Source organism: Pseudomonas putida (assembly GCF_002906855.1).
GTDB classification, from domain to species: Bacteria; Pseudomonadota; Gammaproteobacteria; order Pseudomonadales; family Pseudomonadaceae; genus Aquipseudomonas; species Aquipseudomonas putida_N.
In genome coordinates, this window is record NZ_MINI01000048.1 from 933,560 (window position 1) to 954,419 (window position 20,860).

20 protein-coding genes are annotated in these 20,860 nt (G+C 62.9%); 7 read left to right on the plus strand and 13 right to left on the minus strand.

Features of this window, described 5'->3' with window-relative positions:
- The first annotated feature begins 10 nt into the window (after positions 1-10).
- Positions 11-2,194: a YccS family putative transporter gene (gene yccS, locus BGP85_RS27055; protein WP_103445952.1), complete on the plus strand. Its 2,184-nt coding sequence runs from the start codon at positions 11-13 to the stop codon at positions 2,192-2,194.
- A 35-nt stretch (positions 2,195-2,229) separates the two neighbouring features.
- On the opposite strand, the gene BGP85_RS27060 is transcribed toward yccS, so the two are convergent.
- Entirely contained in the window at positions 2,230-2,967 is a 738-nt protein-coding gene (locus tag BGP85_RS27060) for a substrate-binding periplasmic protein (RefSeq protein WP_103445953.1), read from the minus strand.
- A gap of 166 nt (positions 2,968-3,133) precedes the next feature.
- Between BGP85_RS27060 and BGP85_RS27065 the strand changes: the two genes are divergently transcribed.
- Positions 3,134-3,607: a GNAT family N-acetyltransferase gene (locus BGP85_RS27065; RefSeq protein WP_103445954.1), complete on the plus strand. Its 474-nt coding sequence runs from the start codon at positions 3,134-3,136 to the stop codon at positions 3,605-3,607.
- Here BGP85_RS27065 and BGP85_RS27070 read toward each other — a convergent pair.
- The 9 genes from BGP85_RS27070 to tkt all read right to left on the minus strand — a co-directional run bounded on the left by BGP85_RS27070 (position 3,582) and on the right by tkt (position 12,958).
- Entirely contained in the window at positions 3,582-3,878 is a 297-nt protein-coding gene (locus BGP85_RS27070) for a winged helix-turn-helix domain-containing protein (RefSeq protein WP_023378388.1), read from the minus strand. The genes BGP85_RS27065 and BGP85_RS27070 overlap by 26 nt on opposite strands.
- A 12-nt stretch (positions 3,879-3,890) precedes the next feature.
- Positions 3,891-4,391 carry a M48 metallopeptidase family protein gene (locus BGP85_RS27075; RefSeq protein ID WP_103445955.1) on the minus strand — a complete coding sequence of 167 codons (501 nt, stop codon included), beginning with the start codon at positions 4,389-4,391 and terminating at the stop codon, positions 3,891-3,893.
- Between the two features lie 39 nt (positions 4,392-4,430).
- A complete protein-coding gene (locus BGP85_RS27080) occupies positions 4,431-6,551 on the minus strand; it encodes a putative bifunctional diguanylate cyclase/phosphodiesterase (protein ID WP_103445956.1) in 2,121 nt (706 codons plus the stop codon).
- Between the two features lie 198 nt (positions 6,552-6,749).
- Positions 6,750-7,814 carry a class II fructose-bisphosphate aldolase gene (fba, locus tag BGP85_RS27085; protein WP_008093958.1) on the minus strand — a complete coding sequence of 355 codons (1,065 nt, stop codon included), beginning with the start codon at positions 7,812-7,814 and terminating at the stop codon, positions 6,750-6,752.
- Positions 7,815-7,914: 100 nt separating this feature from the next.
- Positions 7,915-8,244 carry an MliC family protein gene (locus BGP85_RS27090; protein ID WP_103445957.1) on the minus strand — a complete coding sequence of 110 codons (330 nt, stop codon included), beginning with the start codon at positions 8,242-8,244 and terminating at the stop codon, positions 7,915-7,917.
- Positions 8,245-8,320: 76 nt separating this feature from the next.
- The gene (locus BGP85_RS27095; protein ID WP_103446237.1) at positions 8,321-8,539 is read right to left on the minus strand and encodes a hypothetical protein; all 219 of its coding nucleotides are present in this window, start codon (positions 8,537-8,539) and stop codon (positions 8,321-8,323) included.
- 32 nt (positions 8,540-8,571) lie between these two features.
- The gene (locus tag BGP85_RS27100; RefSeq protein ID WP_103445958.1) at positions 8,572-9,735 is read right to left on the minus strand and encodes a phosphoglycerate kinase; all 1,164 of its coding nucleotides are present in this window, start codon (positions 9,733-9,735) and stop codon (positions 8,572-8,574) included.
- A 12-nt stretch (positions 9,736-9,747) separates the two neighbouring features.
- Positions 9,748-10,809 carry an erythrose-4-phosphate dehydrogenase gene (epd, locus tag BGP85_RS27105; protein WP_103445959.1) on the minus strand — a complete coding sequence of 354 codons (1,062 nt, stop codon included), beginning with the start codon at positions 10,807-10,809 and terminating at the stop codon, positions 9,748-9,750.
- A 151-nt stretch (positions 10,810-10,960) separates the two neighbouring features.
- Complete coding sequence (gene tkt, locus BGP85_RS27110; RefSeq protein WP_103445960.1) at positions 10,961-12,958, minus strand: transketolase; 1,998 nt, start codon at positions 12,956-12,958, stop codon at positions 10,961-10,963.
- A gap of 226 nt (positions 12,959-13,184) precedes the next feature.
- Here tkt and BGP85_RS27115 point away from each other — a divergent pair, with 226 nt between their 5' ends.
- From BGP85_RS27115 to BGP85_RS27130, 4 genes are all read left to right on the plus strand, one after another.
- The gene (locus tag BGP85_RS27115; protein ID WP_103445961.1) at positions 13,185-14,177 is read left to right on the plus strand and encodes an ArsR/SmtB family transcription factor; all 993 of its coding nucleotides are present in this window, start codon (positions 13,185-13,187) and stop codon (positions 14,175-14,177) included.
- 19 nt (positions 14,178-14,196) lie between these two features.
- Positions 14,197-15,387, plus strand: coding sequence for a methionine adenosyltransferase (gene metK, locus BGP85_RS27120; RefSeq protein ID WP_103445962.1), 1,191 nt, complete (start codon positions 14,197-14,199; stop codon positions 15,385-15,387).
- Between the two features lie 145 nt (positions 15,388-15,532).
- Positions 15,533-17,224, plus strand: a complete 1,692-nt coding sequence (ligB, locus tag BGP85_RS27125; RefSeq protein WP_103445963.1) for an NAD-dependent DNA ligase LigB — start codon at positions 15,533-15,535, stop codon at positions 17,222-17,224.
- Positions 17,225-17,355: 131 nt separating this feature from the next.
- Complete coding sequence (locus BGP85_RS27130) at positions 17,356-17,748, plus strand: DUF1090 domain-containing protein (RefSeq protein WP_103445964.1); 393 nt, start codon at positions 17,356-17,358, stop codon at positions 17,746-17,748.
- Between the two features lie 30 nt (positions 17,749-17,778).
- On the opposite strand, the gene BGP85_RS27135 is transcribed toward BGP85_RS27130, so the two are convergent.
- Positions 17,779-18,225, minus strand: a complete 447-nt coding sequence (locus BGP85_RS27135) for a c-type cytochrome (protein WP_103445965.1) — start codon at positions 18,223-18,225, stop codon at positions 17,779-17,781.
- A 119-nt stretch (positions 18,226-18,344) separates the two neighbouring features.
- On the opposite strand from BGP85_RS27135, the gene mltA reads away from it, so the two are divergent.
- Complete coding sequence (gene mltA / locus BGP85_RS27140) at positions 18,345-19,496, plus strand: murein transglycosylase A (RefSeq protein WP_103445966.1); 1,152 nt, start codon at positions 18,345-18,347, stop codon at positions 19,494-19,496.
- A 115-nt stretch (positions 19,497-19,611) separates the two neighbouring features.
- On the opposite strand, the gene BGP85_RS27145 is transcribed toward mltA, so the two are convergent.
- Together BGP85_RS27145 and BGP85_RS27150 are read right to left on the minus strand one after the other, a co-directional pair.
- Positions 19,612-19,998 (minus strand): MAPEG family protein, encoded by a 387-nt coding sequence (locus tag BGP85_RS27145; protein ID WP_103445967.1) that lies wholly within the window; start codon positions 19,996-19,998, stop codon positions 19,612-19,614.
- Positions 19,999-20,026: 28 nt separating this feature from the next.
- Positions 20,027-20,860, minus strand: coding sequence for an EamA family transporter (locus tag BGP85_RS27150; RefSeq protein ID WP_103445968.1), 834 nt, complete (start codon positions 20,858-20,860; stop codon positions 20,027-20,029).

The window sequence follows — 20,860 nt, forward strand, 5'->3', positions numbered from 1 at the left end:
GCAGGCCATCATGTCATCGAGTTCGTTCCGTCAGTCACTGCGTCGCCTGTGGGGCCAAGACAAGTTCAGCTACAGCATCCGGGTTACCATCGCCCTCACCGGCAGCCTGGCCCTGTGCTGGTACCAGAACGAGATGGCCCTGCTGATTCCGCTGTTCCTCGGCATCATCGCCAGTGCCCTGGCCGAGACCGATGACAGCTGGCAGGGCCGCCTCAGCGCCCTCGCCGTTACTCTCACCTGCTTTGCCATCGCCGCTCTGGCGGTCGAGCTGCTGTTTCCCTATCCGTGGATCTTCGTCATCGCCCTGGCCCTGGCAGCGTTCGGCCTGACCATGCTCGGCGCCCTGGGTGAGCGCTATGGGGCGATTGCTTCGGCGACCTTGATCACCTCGGTGTACACCATGATCGGCGTGGACCAGCGTGGCGGTCAGGTCACCGATTTCTGGCACGAACCGATGCTGCTGGTGGCAGGCGCAGCCTGGTACGGGTTGCTTTCGGTGCTGTGGCAGGCGCTGTTTTCCAACCAGCCGGTGCAACAGAGCCTGGCCAAACTGTTCTACGAACTCGGCAGCTACCTCAAGCTCAAGGCCAGCCTGTTCGAGCCGATCCGCAACCTCGATGTCGAGGCCCAGCGCCTGGAGCTGGCCCGGCAGAATGGCAAGGTGGTGGCGGCGCTCAACGCGGCCAAGGAAATCATCCTGCACCGGGTCGGCAACAGCCAGCCAAACTCCAAGGTCAGCCGCTACCTCAAGCTGTATTTCCTGGCCCAGGACATCCACGAACGGGTCAGCGCCTCACACTACCCCTATAACGCCCTCAACGAAGCGTTCTTCCACAGCGATGTGATGTTCCGCTGCCAACGCCTGCTGCGCAAACAAGGCGCCTCCTGCCAGGAGCTGGCCCGTTCGATCCGCCTGCGCCAGCCATTCGTGCTGGCCAGCGGTTTCGCCGAAGCACTCGAAGACCTCAACGCCTCGCTTGAACACCTGCGCATCCAGAGCAACCCGGCCTGGCGCGGCCTGCTGCGCTCGCTGCGCGCCCTGGCCGCCAACCTGGCGACCCTCGACCGCCTGCTCAGCGCCGCCAGCAACCCCGACAGCCTGGCCGATGCCAGCGACAGCAGCCTGCTCGACCGCTCGCCGCGCACGCTGAAAGACGTGTGGACGCGCCTGCGCACCCAGTTGACGCCGACCTCGCTGCTGTTCCGCCATGCCCTGCGCCTTCCACTGGCGCTATCGATCGGTTACGGCATGGTGCACCTGATCCACCCGACCCAGGGCTACTGGATCATCCTCACCACGCTGTTCGTCTGCCAGCCCAACTACGGCGCCACCCGGCGCAAGCTGGTGCAGCGGATCTTCGGCACCGCGATCGGCCTGACCGTCGGCTGGGCGCTGTTCGACCTGTTCCCCAACCCGGTCATCCAGTCGCTGTTCGCCGTGGCTGCGGGCGTGGTATTCTTCGTCAACCGCACCACCCGCTACACCCTGGCCACGGCGGCCATCACGCTGATGGTGCTGTTCTGCTTCAACCAGATCGGCGATGGCTACGGCCTGTTCCTGCCGCGCCTGTTCGATACCCTGGTCGGCAGCCTGATCGCCATTCTCGCGGTGTTCCTGTTCCTCCCCGACTGGCAAGGCCGGCGCTTGAACAAGGCACTGGCCAATACCCTGGCCTGTGCCAGCGTGTACTTGCGCCAGATCATGCAGCAATACGCCCACGGCAAGCGCGACGACCTCGCCTACCGCCTGGCCCGGCGCAACGCCCACAACGCCGATGCGGCGCTGTCGACCACACTGGCCAACATGCTCATGGAGCCGGGGCATTTCCGCAAGGAAGCCGATGTCGGTTTCCGCTTCCTGGTTTTGTCGCACACCTTGCTCAGTTACCTGTCAGGGTTGGGCGCGCACCGCGACACAGCCCTGCCGGCAGAGGTGCAGGAGCAGTTGATCGATGGCGCCGGGCAGAGCCTGGCCAATAGCCTGGACGAGATTGCCAATGGCCTGGCTGCGCGGCTGCCAGTGGCAATTCACAGTGATGCCGAAGAGGCGCTGGCCAATGCCCTGGAGCAGATGCCGGAAGAGCTGGATGAGCACCAGCGGTTGGTGCAGACACAGTTGGCGCTGATCTGCCGGCAGCTGGGGCCATTGCGAACCTTGGCAGCTCACCTGATCAAAGAGGCTCCAGCGGCCTGAGTTGGCCTGTGCTTGTCCCGCGAAAGGGCCAGAGATCAAAAGCCATGCTGCCGCATCAGCCGTGCATAGCTGCCATCGGCCTTCATCGCGGCGATGGCTTGTTCGAAGCGCTCGACGATCTGCTGATGGTCGGGGTGCTTCAGGCTCACCAGAATATGCAGGGTGTTCTCTGCCAGCAGCGGCTCCTCCAACGTCACGCTATCGCGCACATCCTGTGGCTCGCGCTGCAGGTTGTAGCGCGCCACGTATTCATCTTCCACGGCCAGGTTCACTCTGCCGGCTGCCAGCATGCGCACGGCAGTCGAGAAGTTGCGCACCTGCACCTTGTGCAAGCGGGTATCGCCATCGAACGCCGGTGAATAGGCGTAGTCGCGCACCACCGCGATGCTGTAGGGATAAAGGTCGCCCTGATTTTTGTAGCGGAACGTGTCGCCCTTGCGCTTGAGCAGGCGAATGCGGTTACTCAGGTAGCCTTTTGAAAACTGCCCGATCTCTTTGCGCGCGTCGTTGTACCAGGCGCTGATCAGCACGTCGTAGCGCCCTTCGCCGATGCCCATCAACGCCCGCGCCCAAGGCACTTCCTCGTAGCCGCTGGCATAGCCGGCGCGGGCCAGCGCCGTGGTGACCAGGCTGGTGGCCAAGCCGCCACCTGGCATGGTGCTGTCGGTGAACGGCGGCCAGTTGTCGGCCACCAGGCGCAGCCTGTCCTGGCCAAGTGCAGGAGCTGCCAGGAACACACCCAGCAAGCCTAACGCGCAAAGCAGTGGCCGCATGCAGAAGTCCTTTTGCAGTGGGAGGCACACGCTGTGAAAGGTGATTGGCAAATGAGATTACACAAAGCCGTTGCCTAGGGCAGCGGCGGATAATGTCATTTAGCCTCTATTTTGGCCGTGCTGCGAAAATTTGCGATGATCAGCCATCATTTTCAGGAGTTATCACATGTCCATCCACTGGCTTTGCAAGCATCACTCCGACCTCGACAAGCTTGAGCTGTACGCCATCCTGCAACTGCGTACCGCCGTGTTCGTGGTCGAGCAACGCTGTGCCTACCAGGAAGTCGATGGCCAGGACCTGACGGGCGACACCCTGCATCTCATGGGCTGGCAGGATGACAAGCTGGTGGCCTACCTGCGCCTGCTCGATCCGCAGTCACAGGGCGGCGAGGTGGTCATCGGGCGGGTGGTGACTTCACCCGAGGTGCGCGACCTGAAGCTGGGTCATCCGCTGCTGATGAAAGGGCTGGAAGCAGCCGGGCACTGCTGGCACGGGACGCCGGTCTATCTGTCGGCGCAGGCGCACCTGCAAGGGTTCTATGCCCGGCACGGCTTTGCAGTGGTGGGTGAGGAATACCTTGAGGATGACATCCCGCATATCGGCATGCGCAAGGTCATGGATACCCCAGTACTTCCCTGATCTGCCGCAGGTGCTGGATGATCCACTGCTTGTCGATCGCCCCCCAGTCATGGATGCGGTAATGCCCGGCATGGTTACGCGCACCTTCCTGCTGCTCGAACTCGCAGACGATGTCCAGGTCGGCGAGTGCGGCGATGGTGTCCTGTGCCGTACGCCGAGGCATGCCGGTGGCCTCCATCAGCGCCGGCACGCTGGTGGCGGTCTGGCTGTCGATCAGCCAGGCCACGTACAGGCGGCGGTAGAAACTGCTCTTGGTCTTGCTCACATCCATGCTGCGTGATCCTTACAGGTTGCCTGGCAACTCCCGGTAGGTCAGGTAGACGCGCAGGTCGAATTCCAGTTGGTGGTAAGCCGGCTCCATGTGCTGGCAGAGCTGGTAGAACGCCTTGTTGTGATCGCGCTCGCGCAAGTGCGCCAGCTCGTGTACCACGATCATGCGCAGGAACTCGGGCGCCGCCTCCTTGAACAACGAGGCAATGCGGATTTCCTTCTTCGCCTTTAGCTTGCCGCCTTGCACCCGCGAAACCGCGGTATTTAGCCCCAGGGCCCGGTGAGTCAGGTCCAGGCGGTTGTCGAACAGCACCTTGTCCAGGTTGGGTGCACTGCGCAGGTATTGCTGGCGCAGGTCCTGGGCAAAGCCGTACAGCGCCTTGTCGCTCTGCACGTCATGGCGCCCGGGGTAGCGGCGCTGCAGGTACTCGCCCAAGCGGTCGCTGACGATCATCTGCCGCACCTGCTCCTGCAGGTGCGGTGGGTAGGCTTGCAAATAGCGTAATACGGTCATGGCATGGCATTCGGCGTAACGAATGCCGATTCTAGCCAATCACGGCCGCAGCCAGGGAAAAATCGCCGGAAAGCCACTGGCATCAGCCGCCGTCATCGGGTGCGCGACCAGGAAGCCCTGGACGTAAGCGCAACCGTTTGCCTTCAGCCACGCAGCTTGGGCCTCTGTTTCAACCCCCTCAGCGACCACAGTGATGCGGTAATCCGCGCACAACCCGAGGACACTGCGCACCAGCGCGGCATCCGCCGCCGAGTCCGGCAGGCGTGCCACCAGATGGCGGTCCAGCTTCAACGTGTCGATGGGCAAGTCACGCAACATGCGCAGCGAACAGTCCCCCGCACCGAAATCGTCCAGCGCCACGCGCACGCCCAGTTCACGCAGGCGGTGAATCTGCTTGATCGCCGTGTCGATGTTGTACATGAGCGAGGTCTCGGCAACCTCGACCTCCAGTTGCGCCGGGTCGAGCTGGTAATCCTGAATCACCCGCTGCAGCTCCTCGACCAGGTTGGGCATGGTGAACTGCGCGCGGCTCAGGCTGATACCCAACACCAGTTCCGGGTCGAAACGCTGGCACCAGGCCTGGCGTTGGGCGGCACCCTGGCGGTAGATCCAGCTGGCCAGGCGGTTGATCAGCCGTGCCTCTTCCAGCAATGGGATAAACAGCCCGGGCGGCACGTCGCCAACGCTGGGGTGCTGCCAGCGCAACAAGGCTTCGAAGCCCCGTAGCTGGCCATCGGCAAAAGCCACCTGGGGTTGGTACACAAGGCTGAAATCCTGGGCCTCGACGGCATTGCGCACGCTGTCTTCAAGCATCAGCCGTGAGCGCGCACGGCCATTGAGTTCCTGATCATAGAAGCGATACTGCTGGCGACCGGCCTGCTTGGCCGCATACATCGCCGTATCGGCGGCGCGCAGCAGGCCTTCGACATTGCCGCCACAGTCGGGGTAGGTGGCAATACCGATGCTGACACCCAGGCACACATCCATGCCTTCCACCTGCTGCTGGATCGACACCCGCTCAAGCAGTTTCTCGGCATGGCGCCCGGCCTGTTCCGGATAGGGCAGGCCGTCGAACAATGCGGTGAATTCATCGCCCCCCATGCGCGCCAGCAGCGCCTCGCTACCCAGGCAGTCCTTCATCTGTTCGGCCACCCAGTTCAGCACCCGGTCACCGGCTTCGTGGCCCAGCGAGTCGTTGATCCGCTTGAAACCGTCCAGGTCCATGTACATCAGGGCCTGGACCTTGTTCGAGCGCTCGCCGCGCAACAATACGCCTTCCGCAGCCTGGTAGAAGCCGCGGCGGTTGAGCAGCCCGGTCAATGGGTCGGTCACTGCCTGGTACTCGAGCTGCTGGTGAAGGTTGCGCTCCACCGACATGTCCAGCACCGTCACCACCATGGCCTGCTGCTCCGCTGGTAACGGTGCACAGGACAGCGCCACGGGCACCAGCTCACTACCCGGGATACGTAGATGGGCATCATGAACGCGCACGATCTGCCGGGTGAGATAGGCGTTGTGGAACTCGGATTCGCTCCACAGGGTGGCATTGGCCAACTGCAGCAAATCGAGCAGATGCCCCCCCTGCAGTTGCTCGACGGGGCTGTGCATCAAACGCGAGATCGCCGGATTGGCGAAACTGATGACGCCCTCGGCATCGACCACCAGGATGCCTTCGGCGGCATTTTCCAGGATTGAGGCATTGAACGCCCGGGCGGTCTCCAGTTCACGGGTCAAGCGCTGCAGCATGCGCCGGTTGCGCTGCTGGTCCAGCTGCGCCTGTACCTTGGGCTTGAGAATCTGTGGATCGAACGGTTTGAACAGGTAGTCCACCGCACCGCTGGCGTAGCCCTTGAGCACGGCGGCATCGGACTGCTCATTGGCGGTGAGGAAGATGATCGGAGTCAGCCGGGTTCGTTGACTGCCGCGCATCAGGCGGGCGACCTCGAAGCCGTCCATTTCGGGCATCTGCACATCGAGCAGGACCAGATCGACCTCGTGTTCGAGTAACGTACCCAGGGCTTCCATCCCCGAGCTCGCTGTCAGCACGAGCCAATCATTACGCGCCAGCAAGGCCCGCATGCTAATGAGATTTTCCGGGTAATCGTCTACTACCAGTAGAACCGATTTGCCATCCAGTGGTTGAGGGTAAGCGCCATCCATGCTGCTTCTCTTATTTGACCGACTTCGACTAGCTATTGGATCCGATTGATACTCTAGACCTGCGATTGCGACAAGCAATGCAATCAGATCGCTATCAGTGAATAAGTTTCACGTTAGCCGACTAACGGTTGCCTTGCAGCATTTTCGACACATAAAAAACCCGCATCGCTGCGGGTTTCTCATGGCTGCACCTGTGGATCAGTTGACCTTGGCGGCCAGCTCACCCTTCAGATAGCGCTGGAACATGCCTTCCAGGGAGATCGGCTTGATCTTGGAGGCATTGCCGGCGGTACCGAACGCTTCGTAACGGGCGATGCACACGTCACGCATGGCTTTGACGGTCTCACCGAAGAACTTGCGCGGGTCGAACTCGCTCGGATTCTGTGCCATCAGGCGGCGCATGGCACCGGTGGACGCCAGGCGCAGGTCGGTGTCGATGTTGACCTTGCGCACGCCGTGCTTGATGCCTTCGACGATCTCTTCGACCGGTACGCCGTAGGTCTCTTTGATGTCGCCACCGTACTGGTTGATGATCGCCAGCCACTCTTGCGGCACCGAGGAAGAACCATGCATCACCAGGTGGGTGTTAGGGATGCGCTTGTGGATTTCCTTGATGCGGTCAATGGCCAGCACGTCACCGGTAGGCGGCTTGGTGAACTTGTAGGCACCGTGGCTGGTGCCGATGGCGATGGCCAGGGCGTCGACCTGGGTCTTCTTGACGAAGTCGGCGGCTTCTTCCGGGTCGGTCAGCATCTGGCTGTGGTCCAGCACGCCTTCGGCACCGATGCCGTCTTCTTCACCGGCCATGCCGGTTTCCAGCGAACCCAGGCAGCCCAGCTCGCCTTCTACCGAAACGCCACAGGCGTGGGCCATGGCCACGGTCTGTTGGGTAACGCGGACGTTGTACTCGTAGTCGGTCGGGGTCTTGCCGTCTTCGCCCAGCGAGCCGTCCATCATCACCGAGCTGAAGCCCAGCTGGATCGAGCGCTGGCAGACGTCAGGGCTGGTGCCGTGGTCCTGGTGCATGCACACCGGGATGTGCGGGAATTCTTCGATGGCGGCCAGGATCAAGTGGCGCAGGAATGGGGCACCGGCGTATTTGCGGGCACCTGCCGAAGCCTGGACGATCACTGGGGAGTCGGTCTTGTCGGCCGCTTCCATGATGGCGCGCATCTGCTCGAGGTTGTTGACGTTGAAAGCCGGAACGCCGTAACCGAACTCGGCGGCGTGGTCCAGCATCTGGCGCATGCTAATGAGTGCCATTGTGTATCTCTCTCCCGACAAGCGTCGTTTGTTTCGTGCAAGCCTGCCGCAGGGGCGGTTGCTGTTCAAGTAGTGTGGGCCGCCAGTGCGGCCCGGCCAGTCACGGTGCCTTGCAGCCCCGCCCAATCAGATCGTTGGTTGCCACCCAGTACACCAGACCTTCTTCGCCCTTGGTGTGGAAGGCCAGCACGCCATTGCTGTACAACGCGCCAGAGGCGCCCGGCTCGGCCTTGAGCCGATAGACCTGGTCACCGCCGCCGAGGCGCACGTCAACCTGGTCCCGTTGTGCATCAGCGAATCGCCACAGCACTTCGGCCTGGGTGTCACAGACCCAGCGGGTCCAGTTGTCCGCCGGGGCGGAAGGTGCAGGCTGCATCAGCGAGCATCCTGCCAGTGTCGCCAGGGCCATCGAGGCCAGCAGCGCTTTCATTACATATCCTCTAGATGACCACACAGCGGGCGCTTGGTTGCCTGCCCCGACGAAACGCTTGATTCCGTCGTTCTCTTCAAGGGCAACCCGGCGCCTGGTGCTGGTGTTCTTCGTCGTACTTTTCCAGGCCCTGCGGGCCGACGCGCTTGCTGATGACCGGCACGGTCTCGGCCTGCCACTCGGACTGGTAGCAACCGCCCTTGGGCGGCTGCGCCGGGTCGGCATCCGAGGACGGACCGCTGGAGCAAGCGCCCAGCAGGCCGGCCAGGATCATCACAGGCAATTGCTTGACCATCAGGTCGCTCCCTTTGCCAGGCGCCGCCATTGTCAGGCTTTTGCCCGCTCTTCCAGGATCGCCACGGCTGGCAGCACTTTGCCTTCGACGAACTCGAGGAAAGCACCGCCACCGGTAGAAATGTAGGAGATTTCCTTGCTGACGCCATATTTGTCGATGGCAGCCAGGGTATCGCCACCACCGGCGATGGAGAACGCAGCGCTCTCAGCGATGGCCTTGGCCAGCACCTTGGTGCCGTTGCCGAACTGATCGAACTCGAACACGCCAACCGGGCCGTTCCACAGGATGGTCTTCGACGACTTCAGCAGCTCGGCGAAATTGGCTGCGGTCTGCGGACCAATGTCCAGGATCATGTCATCGGCGGCTACGTCGGCGATGGCCTTGACGGTGGCTTCGGCGTCTTCGGCAAAGGCCTTGGCAACCACCACGTCGACGGGCAGTGGCACGCTGACCTTGGCGGCGATGGCCTTGGCGGTGTCGACCAGGTCAGGCTCGTACAGCGACTTGCCGACCGGGTGGCCGGCAGCGGCGAGGAAGGTGTTGGCGATGCCGCCACCGACGATCAGCTGGTCGCAGACGCTGCTCAGGCTGTTCAGTACGTCCAGCTTGGTCGACACCTTGGAGCCGGCGACGATGGCCGCCATCGGCTTGGCCGGGGCTTTCAGGGCCTTGCCGAGGGCGTCCAGTTCTGCTGCCAGCAGCGGGCCAGCGGCAGCGACCTTGGCGAACTTGGCGACGCCATGGGTCGAGCCCTCAGCGCGGTGAGCGGTGCCGAAAGCGTCCATGACGAACACGTCGCACAGGGCGGCGTACTTCTGTGCCAGCTCGTCGGCGTTCTTCTTCTCGCCCTTGTTGAAGCGCACGTTCTCGAACAGCACCAGATCACCCGTGTTGACCTGAACACCGTCCAGATAGTCGGCAACCAGCGGCACTTCGCGGCCCAGGGCCTTGCTCAGGTAGTCGGCGACAGGTTTGAGGCTGTTCTCGGCAGAGAATTCGCCTTCGGTCGGGCGGCCCAGGTGCGAGCAGACCATTACCGCCGCACCCTTTTCCAGGGCCAGCTTGATGGTCGGCAGCGCTGCCAGGATACGCGCATCGCTGGTTACCACACCGTCCTTCACAGGTACGTTGAGGTCTTCGCGGATCAGTACGCGCTTACCTTGCAGGTCGAGGTCGGTCATCTTCAACACGGTCATGAATGCAGTCCTTCAGGGCTGTTTGCTGCGGGTTGGGTGGACGACGTGCAGATAGTGTTCGGCAACGTCGAGCATACGGTTGGCGAACCCCCATTCGTTGTCGAACCAAGCCAGCAGGTTCACCAGGCGTGGGCCTGAGACGCGGGTCTGGCTGGCATCGACGATGGCCGAATGCGGGTCGTGGTTGAAATCACAGCTGGCGTGAGGCAGCTCGGTGTAGGCCAGCAGGCCTTTGAGCGGGCCGCTCTGCGCTGCCTCGCGAAGCACCCGATTGACCTCGGCCGCGCTGGTGTCGCGGGTGGTCTGCAGGGTGATGTCCAAGCACGAGACGTTGACGGTCGGCACGCGTACCGCTTTGGCCTGAATTCGCCCGGCAAGTTCCGGAAGCAGGCGTTCGATACCGCGCGCCAGGCCAGTAGACACCGGGATCACCGATTGGAAGGCCGAGCGCGTGCGACGCAGGTCTTCATGGTGGTAGGCATCGATCACCGGCTGGTCGTTCATCGCTGAGTGGATGGTGGTGATCTGCACGTACTCGATGCCAAATGCCTGGTCCAGCACGCGCAGCAGCGGTACGCCGCAGTTTGTGGTGCAGGAGGCGTTGGACACCAGACGTTCGTTACCTGTCAGGCAATCCTGGTTGATGCCGTAGACTACGGTGGCGTCGACATCGGCCTCGCTAGCCATGGGCTGCGAGAACAAGACGCGCGGCGCACCGGCATCGAGGAAGCGCTGGCCATCGGCGCGGGTGTGGTAGACACCGGAGCACTCCAGCACCAGGTCGACATTCAGGGCGGACCAGTCGACGCCTTCAGGCGTGGCGCTGCGCATGACTCTCACGCAGTCGCCATTGATGTGCAGACAGTCGCCGACGACCTTCACCTCGCCGGGGAAACGCCCGTGGGTGGAATCGAAGCGTGTCAGGTATTCGATGCTGGCCTGATCGGCCAGGTCGTTCAGCGCAACGATCTCGAAACCGGCCTTTGCCCCCCGCTCGAACAGTGCGCGCAGGACACAGCGGCCGATGCGGCCGTAACCGTTGAGTGCAACTTTGTAGGGACGCAGGTGAGGCATAGGTAGCTCGTGAACTCCGGCGGTTGAACGGGGCCGCCATGCGGCCCATTCGCGGCACAAGGCCGCTCCCACAAGTACCGCAGTGCAAGCGGACCCTGTGGGAGCGGCCTTGCGCCGCGAGCGAGGGCCCAAGGCCCTCGCCTTGCCTGTATCAGTCTTCCAGCAGCTCTTCGGCGGTGCCCAGGATATTCTCCAGGGTGAAGCCGAATTCCTCGAACAGTGCAGCGGCCGGAGCCGACTCGCCGTAGGTGGTCATGCCAATGATACGACCTTCAAGGCCGACGTACTTGTACCAGAAGTCCGCGTGAGCGGCTTCGATAGCGATGCGCGCAGCGACTTCGACCGGTAGTACCGACTGCTTGTAGGCAGCATCCTGGGCATCGAACACGCTGGTGCAAGGCATGGAAACCACGCGTACCTTGCGGCCCTGCTCGGTCAGCTTGGCGTGCGCCTGAACGGCCAGGCCCACTTCCGAACCGGTGGCGATCAGGATCAGCTCAGGCTCGCCAGCGCAATCCTTGAGCACGTAGCCGCCGCGGCTGATGTCAGCGATCTGCTGGGCGTCGCGCTCCTGGTGCTGCAGGTTCTGACGCGAGAAGATCAGCGCCGATGGGCCGTCCTTGCGCTCCAGGGCGTTTTTCCAGGACACGGCCGATTCGACCGCGTCGGCTGGGCGCCAGGTGTCCAGGTTCGGCGTGCTGCGCAGGCTGGTCAGCTGCTCGATCGGCTGGTGAGTCGGGCCGTCTTCGCCCAGGCCGATGGAGTCGTGGGTGTAGACGTGGATCACGCGCTGCTTCATCAGCGCCGACATGCGCACGGCATTACGGGCGTATTCCATGAACATCAGGAAGGTCGCGCCGTAAGGTACCAGGCCACCGTGCAGGGCAACGCCGTTCATGATCGCGGTCATGCCGAACTCACGCACGCCGTAGAACACGTAGTTGCCGCTGGCATCGTTGGCCTCGACGCCCTTGCAGCCTTTCCACAGGGTCAGGTTGGAGCCGGCCAGGTCAGCCGAACCGCCGAGGAACTCAGGCAGCATCGGGCCGAAGGCATTCAGCGCGTTCTGGCTGGCCTTGCGGCTGGCGATGGTTTCACCTTTGGCGGCCACTTCATTGATGTAGGCCTGGGCCTTCTCGCTGAAGTCAGCCGGCAGCTCGCCGCTGTCACGGCGCTTGAACTCAGCAGCCAGCTCCGGGTAGGCCTTGGCGTAGGCGTCGAAACGCTGGTTCCAGTCGGCTTCGGCCTTGGCGCCGGCAGCCTTGGCATCCCACTCGGCGTAGATGTCGGCCGGGATTTCGAACGGACCGTGGTTCCAGTTCAGTTCCTTGCGGGCCAGGGCGATTTCGTCGTTGCCCAGCGGTGCGCCGTGGCAGTCTTCCTTACCCTGCTTGTTCGGCGAGCCGAAACCGATGATGGTCTTGCAGCAGATCAGGGTCGGACGGTCGCTCTTGCGCGCGGTCTCGATGGCCATCTTGATTTCATCGGCATCATGGCCGTTGACGTTACGGATGACCTGCCAGTTATAGGCTTCAAAACGCGCCGGGGTGTTGTCGGTGAACCAGCCGTGGACTTCGCCGTCGATGGAGATGCCGTTGTCGTCGTAGAAAGCGATCAGCTTGTTCAGGCCCAGGGTGCCGGCCAGCGAGGCGACTTCGTGGGAGATACCTTCCATCATGCAGCCGTCGCCGAGGAACACGTAGGTGTTGTGGTCGACGATGGTGTGGCCGTCACGGTTGAACTGGGCCGCCAGGACTTTTTCCGCCAGGGCGAAGCCCACGGCGTTGGCGATACCCTGACCGAGCGGGCCGGTGGTGGTTTCGACGCCTGGGGTGTAGCCGTACTCCGGGTGGCCCGGGGTGCGGCTGTGCAGCTGGCGGAAGCCTTTGATGTCATCGATGGTGACATCGTAGCCGGTCAGGTGCAGCAGCGAATAGATGAGCATCGAGCCGTGGCCGTTGGACAGCACGAAGCGGTCACGGTCAGCGAACTTCGGGTTGCTCGGGTTGTGCTTCATGTAGTCGCGCCAAAGCACTTCGGCGATATCCGCCATGCCCATGGGGGCACCTGGGTGGCCGCTGTTGGCCTTTTGCACGGCATCCATGCTGAGGGCACGAATGGCGTTGGCACGTTCACGACGGCTGGGCATCGCTTATCTCCTGGGGCTTGAATAGGTGGTGTCACGAAAAAGGCGGCCATTTTCGCCCACTGCGGGGGCCGGGGGCAATCACGGATGGTCGCAGTTGGGGGATTTTCCTGTGATTGGCCTCCATAACGGCGAAAAATCCGCCAGCGTCACCCGCCCATCAGGCAATATCAAAACTTTTTGATATTGACCTTGCGGGGGCAGCCCTGCCTGTCTAGACTGCCGCCCCATGAACCTCCGTGCGCAACCGATCCCTCAGCAAAGCGATACACTGGCCGCCCTGTGCAAGGCCAGTGGCGACGAGCTGCGCCTGAACGTGTTGCGTGCCCTGGCCAGTGATTCGTTCGGCGTGCTGGAGCTGGCGCAGATCTTCGACGTCGGCCAGTCGGGCATGAGCCACCACCTCAAGGTGCTGGCCCAGGCCGAGTTGGTTGCCACGCGGCGTGAAGGCAATGCGATCTTCTACCGTCGCGCGCTGCCCGATGGCCAGCGCTTCGGTGGGCGCCTGCACATGGCCCTGCTCGATGAGGTCGACGACCTGACCTTGCCGGAGGATGTTCAGGCCCGCATCGCCCAGGTGCAGCAACGCCGCGCCGCCACCAGCCAGGACTTCTTCTTGCGTGTGGAAGAAAAGTTCCGCGCCCAGCAAGACCTCATCGCCGGCTTGCCGCAGTACCGCGAAAGCCTGCTGGCACTGCTCGACAAGCTGAACTTCGCCTCGACCGCCAGCGCGCTGGAAGTCGGCCCAGGCGATGGCGGCTTCCTGCCAGACCTGGCACGGCGCTTCGCCCAAGTCACGGCCCTGGACAACAGCCCGACCATGCTCGAGCTGGCGCGCCAGGTCTGCGAACGCGAACGCCTGGGTAACGTATACCTGCAGTTGGCCGATGCACTGGGTGCAACGGATGTGGAAGCCGACTGCGTTGTGCTGAACATGGTCCTGCACCATTTCAGCGACCCGGCCCTGGCCCTGCGCCAGCTGGCCAAACGGGTGAAGGCAGGCGGCAGCCTGCTGGTCACCGAACTGTGCAGCCATGACCAGGGTTGGGCGCGGGAAGCCTGCGGCGACCTCTGGCTGGGCTTCGAACAGGACGACCTGGCCCGTTGGGCCACAGCAGCCGGGCTGGCCCCCGGGGATAGCCTCTATGTGGGCTTGCGTAACGGTTTCCAGATACAGGTCCGCCACTTTCAGCGGACGACTGGCGACACTCACCATCGGTAAATTTTAGGAACCCGTCGAGATGAGCGAATACTCCCTTTTCACCTCCGAGTCCGTGTCCGAAGGGCATCCGGACAAGATCGCCGACCAGATTTCGGACGCGGTCCTTGATGCCATCATCACCCAGGACAAGTACGCCCGCGTAGCGTGCGAAACCCTGGTCAAGACCGGTGTCGCCATCATCGCCGGCGAAGTCACCACCTCCGCCTGGGTCGACCTGGAAGAGCTGGTGCGCAAGGTCATCATCGACATCGGCTACAACAGCTCCGACGTCGGCTTCGACGGCGCCACCTGCGCCGTGATGAACATCATCGGCAAGCAGTCGGTGGACATCGCCCAGGGCGTCGACCGCTCCAAGCCGGAAGACCAGGGTGCGGGTGACCAGGGCCTGATGTTCGGCTACGCCAGCAACGAAACCGACGTACTGATGCCAGCGCCGATCTGCTTCTCGCACCGCCTGGTCGAGCGCCAGGCCGAAGCGCGCAAGTCCGGCCTGCTGCCGTGGCTGCGCCCTGACGCCAAGTCGCAGGTCACCTGCCGTTACGAGAACGGCAAGGTCGTCGGTATCGACGCGGTTGTCCTGTCGACCCAGCACAACCCTGAGGTCTCGCTGAAAGACCTGCAGGAAGCCGTAATGGAGCTGATCGTCAAGCACACCCTGCCGGCCGAACTGCTGCACAAAGGCACCCAGTTCCACATCAACCCGACCGGCAACTTCATCATCGGTGGCCCGGTGGGCGACTGCGGCCTGACCGGCCGCAAGATCATCGTCGACTCCTACGGCGGCATGGCCCGGCACGGTGGCGGCGCGTTCTCCGGCAAGGACCCGTCCAAGGTCGACCGTTCCGCCGCCTACGCCGGCCGCTACGTGGCCAAGAACATCGTTGCCGCCGGCCTGGCCGAGCGCTGCGAGATCCAGGTGTCCTACGCCATCGGCGTGGCCCAGCCGACCTCCATCTCGATCAACACCTTCGGCACCGGCAAGGTTTCCGACGACAAGATCATCCAGATCGTGCGCGAGTGCTTCGACCTGCGCCCGTACGCCATCACCAAGATGCTCGACCTGCTGCACCCGATGTACCAGGAAACCGCTGCCTACGGCCACTTCGGCCGCGAGCCGCAGCAGAAGACCGTCGGCGACGACACCTTCACCACCTTCACCTGGGAACGCACCGACCGCGCCCAGGCGCTGCGTGACGCTGCCGGCCTGTAATTTTCCTACAGCGGTAAATGAAAGCCCCTGCCGGGTGATCGGCAGGGGCTTTTTTTGTGACATATCGGCTGACAACTGCGCGGCACAACGCTCGCTTGCGTTGCCTAGGCTGAGGCTTCCCCTCTGCCAAGCAAGGATGCTGGCCATGCCATTAGTGCTCATGTTCCTGCTCGCTCTATCGTTCAACGCGCAAGCCGCTGACTGCCCAACCTGGTCAGTCGAGCGGGCTCGCACAGAAGTCACCCGCCTGCGCGCGACAGTTAGCCAATGGGATGACCACTACCATCGCCTGGGCAAGTCCCTGGTGCCCGATGAGGTCTATGACCAGAGCCGGCAACGCTTGCTGCACCTGCAAGGGTGTTTCTCACTGCAGAGCGAGCTGGATTCACTGGCCAGCGCACGCGGGCCGATTGCCCACCCGATCCCACACACCGGCGTCGACAAGCTGCCGGATGAACAGGCCGTGAGCCAGTGGATGGCCGGCAAGACAGGTGTCTGGCTACAACCGAAGGTCGATGGCGTCGCGGTGACCCTGGTTTATCAGCAAGGCAGCCTGACCCAACTGCTCAGCAGGGGTGACGGCACCCACGGGCATGACTGGAGCCGGCATATCAAGGTTCTGGAAGGCATCAACCGGCAATTGCCAAGCTCACTGGACCTGATCCTGCAAGGCGAGCTGTACCTGCGCCTGGATGACCATGTGCAGGCACGCAACGGTAGCGTCAACGCCCGCGCCACCGTAGCGGGGTTGTTGGCGCGCAAGCAGCTGGCCCGTGAACAAGGCGCAGATATTGCGCTGTTTGTCTGGGACTGGCCGCAAGGGCCGAACGATCAGGGCGAGCGTGTGGCCCGGCTCGCTGCACTGGGTTTCCCCGACAGCCAGCGCTACAGCGTGGCCATCGGCAGTGCTGGCGAAGCTGCACACTGGCGCCAGCACTGGTATCGCTCTGCCCTGCCCTTCGCCACGGACGGAGTGATCCTGCGCCAGAACACGCGGCCATCCGCTGCGCGCTGGCAGACCAATGCACCTTACTGGATCGCAGCCTGGAAGCATCCCTTTGCCCAGGTATTGAGCGAAGTGCGTGACGTGCACTTTCGCATCGGTCGCACAGGCCGAATCACACCGGTCCTGAAGCTGCAGCCGGTACAACTCGACGACCGCCGTGTTACCCAGGTGAGCCTGGGCTCCCTGGCTCGCTGGCAGGCACTCGATATTCGCCCGGGGGACCAGGTAGCCATCAGCCTGGCGGGGTTGACCATCCCGCGCTTCGAGCAGGTTGTGCACCGCGCCATCGAGCGCCAAGACTTGACGGTTCCTGCGTTGGATCAATACGGCGCCTTGACCTGCTGGCAAGCTGTTGAAAACTGCGAAGAGCAATTCATTGCTCGCCTCACCTGGCTCAGTGGCAAACATGGCCTGGCCATGCCGGGCACCGGGCGCGGAACTTGGCGACGGCTGGTACAGGCCGGGCTGGTAACGTCGCTGACCGACTGGCTTGAGCTGGACGCCAAGCTACTGGCCCAGGTGCCGGGCATCAGCGATACCAGCGCCAGGCGCTTGCAACGAAGCTTCGAGGCTGGCCGCGCCAGACCTTTCGACCAGTGGATCACCGGTCTTGGCGTGCCGATACCACGCAATCTGCCAATCGAGGACGACTGGGCGACCCTCGCCCGGCGCTCAGCCGCTGAATGGCAAGCCCTGCCCGGCATTGGCGCAATCCGTGCCAGCCAACTACAAGCATTTTTTGCGGCTGAGCACGTGCAGGCCCTGGCTCAAAAGCTGAGCGAAAGCGGCATCCAGGGGTTTCCTGCCGCTGCCACCCGCGTGAGGCAATGAGTTATAACAAAAACTGTTGTAGGAAAATGCCTGGATTGTTCCAGAAATATCCAACAAGGGTTCCTAAATCGTCAAAAGCAAGGCAGGATTTGCCCCATCTTTTGCTGCCCCGCCCCCTCAAGGAGGCTTTGATGAAATTGATTTCCACCTTGGCGCTGCTGACCACGCTTGGTCTCTCTGCCGGCGTCACCCAAGCCGCCCAACCCGAAGAAGGCCTGACCGGTTGCGCCGCCAAGCGCAGTGCCATCGAGAACCAGCTGAAAATCGCCCGCGACCACGGCAACAGTGATCAGGTGGCAGGGCTTGAGGAAGCACTGCGTGGCGTTGACAATTGCACCGACGCCAGCCTGCGCAAAGAGCGCGAGCAGAAAGTGCTCGATGCCCGCCATGAAGTGGCACAGCGCGAGAAAGACCTGAAGAAGGCCGAGAAAAAAGGCGACGCGGAAAAGATCAACAAGCGCAAGGACAAGCTTGCCGAGTCCCGTAAAGAGCTGCAGGAAGCCGTGGACGACCTGGACCGTTGATCCTTGCTGATCGCCTGTTGACGCAGGCGATCAATGATTGCGGAATTCGTTATGGCACGCCTTGCACGCCGCCTCGACCTTGTCCATCGGTGCCTTCAATTGCGCCGCGTCCAATGGCTGGGTCCGCGTCACGTCGACCAATTCGCCGGTCACACCTTCCAGTTGCCGGGCAAGGTCATGGAAATGCGCCTGCCGCTCCCACACCTCCGGCCGTGCGCTACTGTCGCCCTCATCCCGCACCTGCGGAAAATGCTGCCACGGCGCATGGGCAAGGCCATCAAGCTTCAACGCACCATCGGCGAACTTCACCCCGTCGAAGGGCAAGCGCCCGCGCAACATGCCACCCAGGTCTTCGCTGGTCTTGAGCATGTCCTTGAAGATTGCCTTGCGCTTGCCCAGCGGCGAGTTGGGGTCGACCCGGTCACAGGCAGTCAGGGCAAGGGCAGCCAGCAGTACTACGGTCAATCGCTTGAACATCACGGTCACTTCAGCCTACGCAAAGGGGCGGCCAGTATCGCCGCCCGCCAGGCAAAGACCAATAGCCACATAAAATACAAGGGCGAATATTCATGTTCGCCAGCCACAGGTACCCACTGATGAAATCTGCCCTGCGCCATCTGGCCTGGACACTCCCGGCACTCGCCCTGCTGGCCGGCTGCAACGGCGGCGAAAACGCCAAGCCCGAGCCTCATGCCATCGCCACCTATGCCCCGGCCACCTGGAAAGACCTGCCTGCGGTCAGCGATGAAGACTTGCTGGCCGGCTTCTACGCCTGGCGCAACGGCTGCGAAAAACTCAAACGCGACCCGGTGTGGGCCGCCACCTGCGAAGCGGCCGGCAGCGACACAGCGAGCGCCACCCAGGTGCGCACGTTCCTTGAGCAGAACCTGCAGGTGTATGGCCTGCGTTCCGCCGACAACAACGCCAACGGCCTGATCACCGGCTATTACGAACCGGTCTACCCCGGCAGCCTGAAGCGTACTGAAGCGGCGCACGTTGCGGTTTATGGCGTACCCGATGACATGATCGTGGTCGACCTGGCCAGCGTGTACCCCGAACTTAAAGGCAAGCGCCTGCGTGGCCGCCTGGACGGTCGCGTGCTCAAACCTTACGACACTGCCGAGGTGATCAGCCGCGATGGGGTCAAGGCACCCGTGCTGGCCTGGCTGACCGATCCGATGGACCTGCAGTTCCTGCAGATTCAGGGCTCAGGCAGAATCCAGCTGGAAGATGGCCGCCAGCTGCGGCTGGGCTATGCCGACCAGAACGGCCACCCCTACCGGCCAATCGGCCGCTGGCTGGTGGAACAAGGCCAGTTGAAAAAAGAAGACGTGACCATGGGCAGCATTCACGCCTGGGCCATGGCCAACCCGCAGCGCGTGCCGGAACTGCTGGCCAGCAACCCTAGCTATGTGTTCTTCAGTGCCCGCCCGGACAGCAACGAAGGGCCGCGTGGCTCATTGAACGTGCCGCTGACAGCGGGCTACAGCGTGGCCATCGACCGCAAAGTGATCCCGCTGGGCAGCTTGTTGTGGCTGTCGACCACGCGCCCCGACGGCACGCCGGTGGTACGTCCGGTGGGGGCTCAGGATACGGGCGGAGCAATTGCCGGCGAAGTGCGTGCCGACCTGTTCTGGGGCACTGGGCCGGCGGCTGGCGAACTGGCCGGGAACATGAAGCAGCAGGGGCAGATCTGGATGCTCTGGCCCAAGGGCAAACCGTTGCCTGAGGTGCCCAAGGTTCTTTGAAGACCGAGCCGCCTGCTTCGCGGGACAAGCCCGCTCCTACAGGTATCGCGCAAGCCGTCGATCCTGCGCTTTACCCGTAGGAGCGGGCTTGTCCCGCGAAGCAGGCGACTCGATATCAGATGGAAACCACAAAGAACGCCACGATAATCGCCAACCCGGCAAACCATACCAGCGAGCGCAACGCCGCCCAGTCTGCCAAATAGCAGATGATGTAGAGCAGGCGGCTGGTGATATACATCACACCCAGCACATCCTGGGTCACCTGTTCGGCATTACCGACGATATCTGCCACCAGCACCGCCGCTGCAAATGCCGGAAAAGCCTCGTAGCTATTCTGCTGGGCGGCATGCGCACGGCGCGGCAAGCCCGACAGCGTGTCGAGGAAGGCGCGCGGGTCGTGGTTGTCCTTGAGCCCGAAGCGGCCGCTCGACACTTTAGCGATCAATGCGCACAGCGGCGCCAGAAACAACGCGATGAGAATGCACCACAGGGCAACGGTCATGGACAGGACTCCTTGTTCGATCGTGAGGTCAGAGCTTCATCACCAGCATGCCTGCCAGGACCAGCCCGCAAGCTAGGAGTCTCGGCCCGCCAAAAGGTTCTTTGAGGTAGCGCATACCGAGCAGTACCACCAAGATCACACTCAATTCGCGCAGAGCTGCCGCTTCTGCCACCGACCCCAGGTGCATGGCCCACAACACCAGTGCGTAACTGAACAGCACGCAAAAGCCCACAGCCAGGCCCAAGCGCCATTGGGTACGCCAGAACAGCACGAACGGCGCCCTGCGCGCCACGCTGGCCAGCAACGGGAATGGCCAGGCGCTGAGCAGCGTCAACCACACCAGGTAATCCCAAGGCTTACCCCACAACCGCACCGCCTGGCCGTCGAACCAGGTATAGCAACCGATACACAGCCCGATCAGCGCAACCACCGGCAGCATCGACCACGGCAACCGGTCACCACCGCCACCCTGCCACAACAGGCACGCCATGCCACACGGGATCAGCAGGATGCCGATTATCTGCTGCGAGCTGAGCGACTCACCGGCAAACGCCAGGGTCAGCCCCAGCACCACCAACGGCGACAGGCCGCGCATCAGAGGATAGACCAGCCCCAGATCCCCGACCCGATAGGCCTGGATCAGCAGAAACCGGTACAACTGCTCGGCCAGCGCCGAAGCCAGCAACCAAGGCCAGATCTCGGCGGGCGGGAACTCGGTGGAGGCCACCGCGCACACGGCGAACAGCAACGCCACGACGTCCATGCTGGCGATCACCAACAGGCGCTCGGCACTGAATTTGATCAGGGTGTTCCAAGTCGCATGCAGCAGGGCGGCGACCAATACCAGGGAAGTTGCCAGCAC

Coding starts and splice junctions, on each gene's coding strand:
- yccS (WP_103445952.1), top strand. CDS start 11: ATGTCATCGAGTTCGTTCCGTCAGTCACTGCGTCGCCTGTGGGGCCAA.
- BGP85_RS27060 (WP_103445953.1), bottom strand. CDS start 2,967: ATGCGGCCACTGCTTTGCGCGTTAGGCTTGCTGGGTGTGTTCCTGGCA.
- BGP85_RS27065 (WP_103445954.1), top strand. CDS start 3,134: ATGTCCATCCACTGGCTTTGCAAGCATCACTCCGACCTCGACAAGCTT.
- BGP85_RS27070 (WP_023378388.1), bottom strand. CDS start 3,878: ATGGATGTGAGCAAGACCAAGAGCAGTTTCTACCGCCGCCTGTACGTG.
- BGP85_RS27075 (WP_103445955.1), bottom strand. CDS start 4,391: ATGACCGTATTACGCTATTTGCAAGCCTACCCACCGCACCTGCAGGAG.
- BGP85_RS27080 (WP_103445956.1), bottom strand. CDS start 6,551: ATGGATGGCGCTTACCCTCAACCACTGGATGGCAAATCGGTTCTACTG.
- fba (WP_008093958.1), bottom strand. CDS start 7,814: ATGGCACTCATTAGCATGCGCCAGATGCTGGACCACGCCGCCGAGTTC.
- BGP85_RS27090 (WP_103445957.1), bottom strand. CDS start 8,244: ATGAAAGCGCTGCTGGCCTCGATGGCCCTGGCGACACTGGCAGGATGC.
- BGP85_RS27095 (WP_103446237.1), bottom strand. CDS start 8,539: ATGGTCAAGCAATTGCCTGTGATGATCCTGGCCGGCCTGCTGGGCGCT.
- BGP85_RS27100 (WP_103445958.1), bottom strand. CDS start 9,735: ATGACCGTGTTGAAGATGACCGACCTCGACCTGCAAGGTAAGCGCGTA.
- epd (WP_103445959.1), bottom strand. CDS start 10,809: ATGCCTCACCTGCGTCCCTACAAAGTTGCACTCAACGGTTACGGCCGC.
- tkt (WP_103445960.1), bottom strand. CDS start 12,958: ATGCCCAGCCGTCGTGAACGTGCCAACGCCATTCGTGCCCTCAGCATG.
- BGP85_RS27115 (WP_103445961.1), top strand. CDS start 13,185: ATGAACCTCCGTGCGCAACCGATCCCTCAGCAAAGCGATACACTGGCC.
- metK (WP_103445962.1), top strand. CDS start 14,197: ATGAGCGAATACTCCCTTTTCACCTCCGAGTCCGTGTCCGAAGGGCAT.
- ligB (WP_103445963.1), top strand. CDS start 15,533: ATGCCATTAGTGCTCATGTTCCTGCTCGCTCTATCGTTCAACGCGCAA.
- BGP85_RS27130 (WP_103445964.1), top strand. CDS start 17,356: ATGAAATTGATTTCCACCTTGGCGCTGCTGACCACGCTTGGTCTCTCT.
- BGP85_RS27135 (WP_103445965.1), bottom strand. CDS start 18,225: ATGTTCAAGCGATTGACCGTAGTACTGCTGGCTGCCCTTGCCCTGACT.
- mltA (WP_103445966.1), top strand. CDS start 18,345: ATGAAATCTGCCCTGCGCCATCTGGCCTGGACACTCCCGGCACTCGCC.
- BGP85_RS27145 (WP_103445967.1), bottom strand. CDS start 19,998: ATGACCGTTGCCCTGTGGTGCATTCTCATCGCGTTGTTTCTGGCGCCG.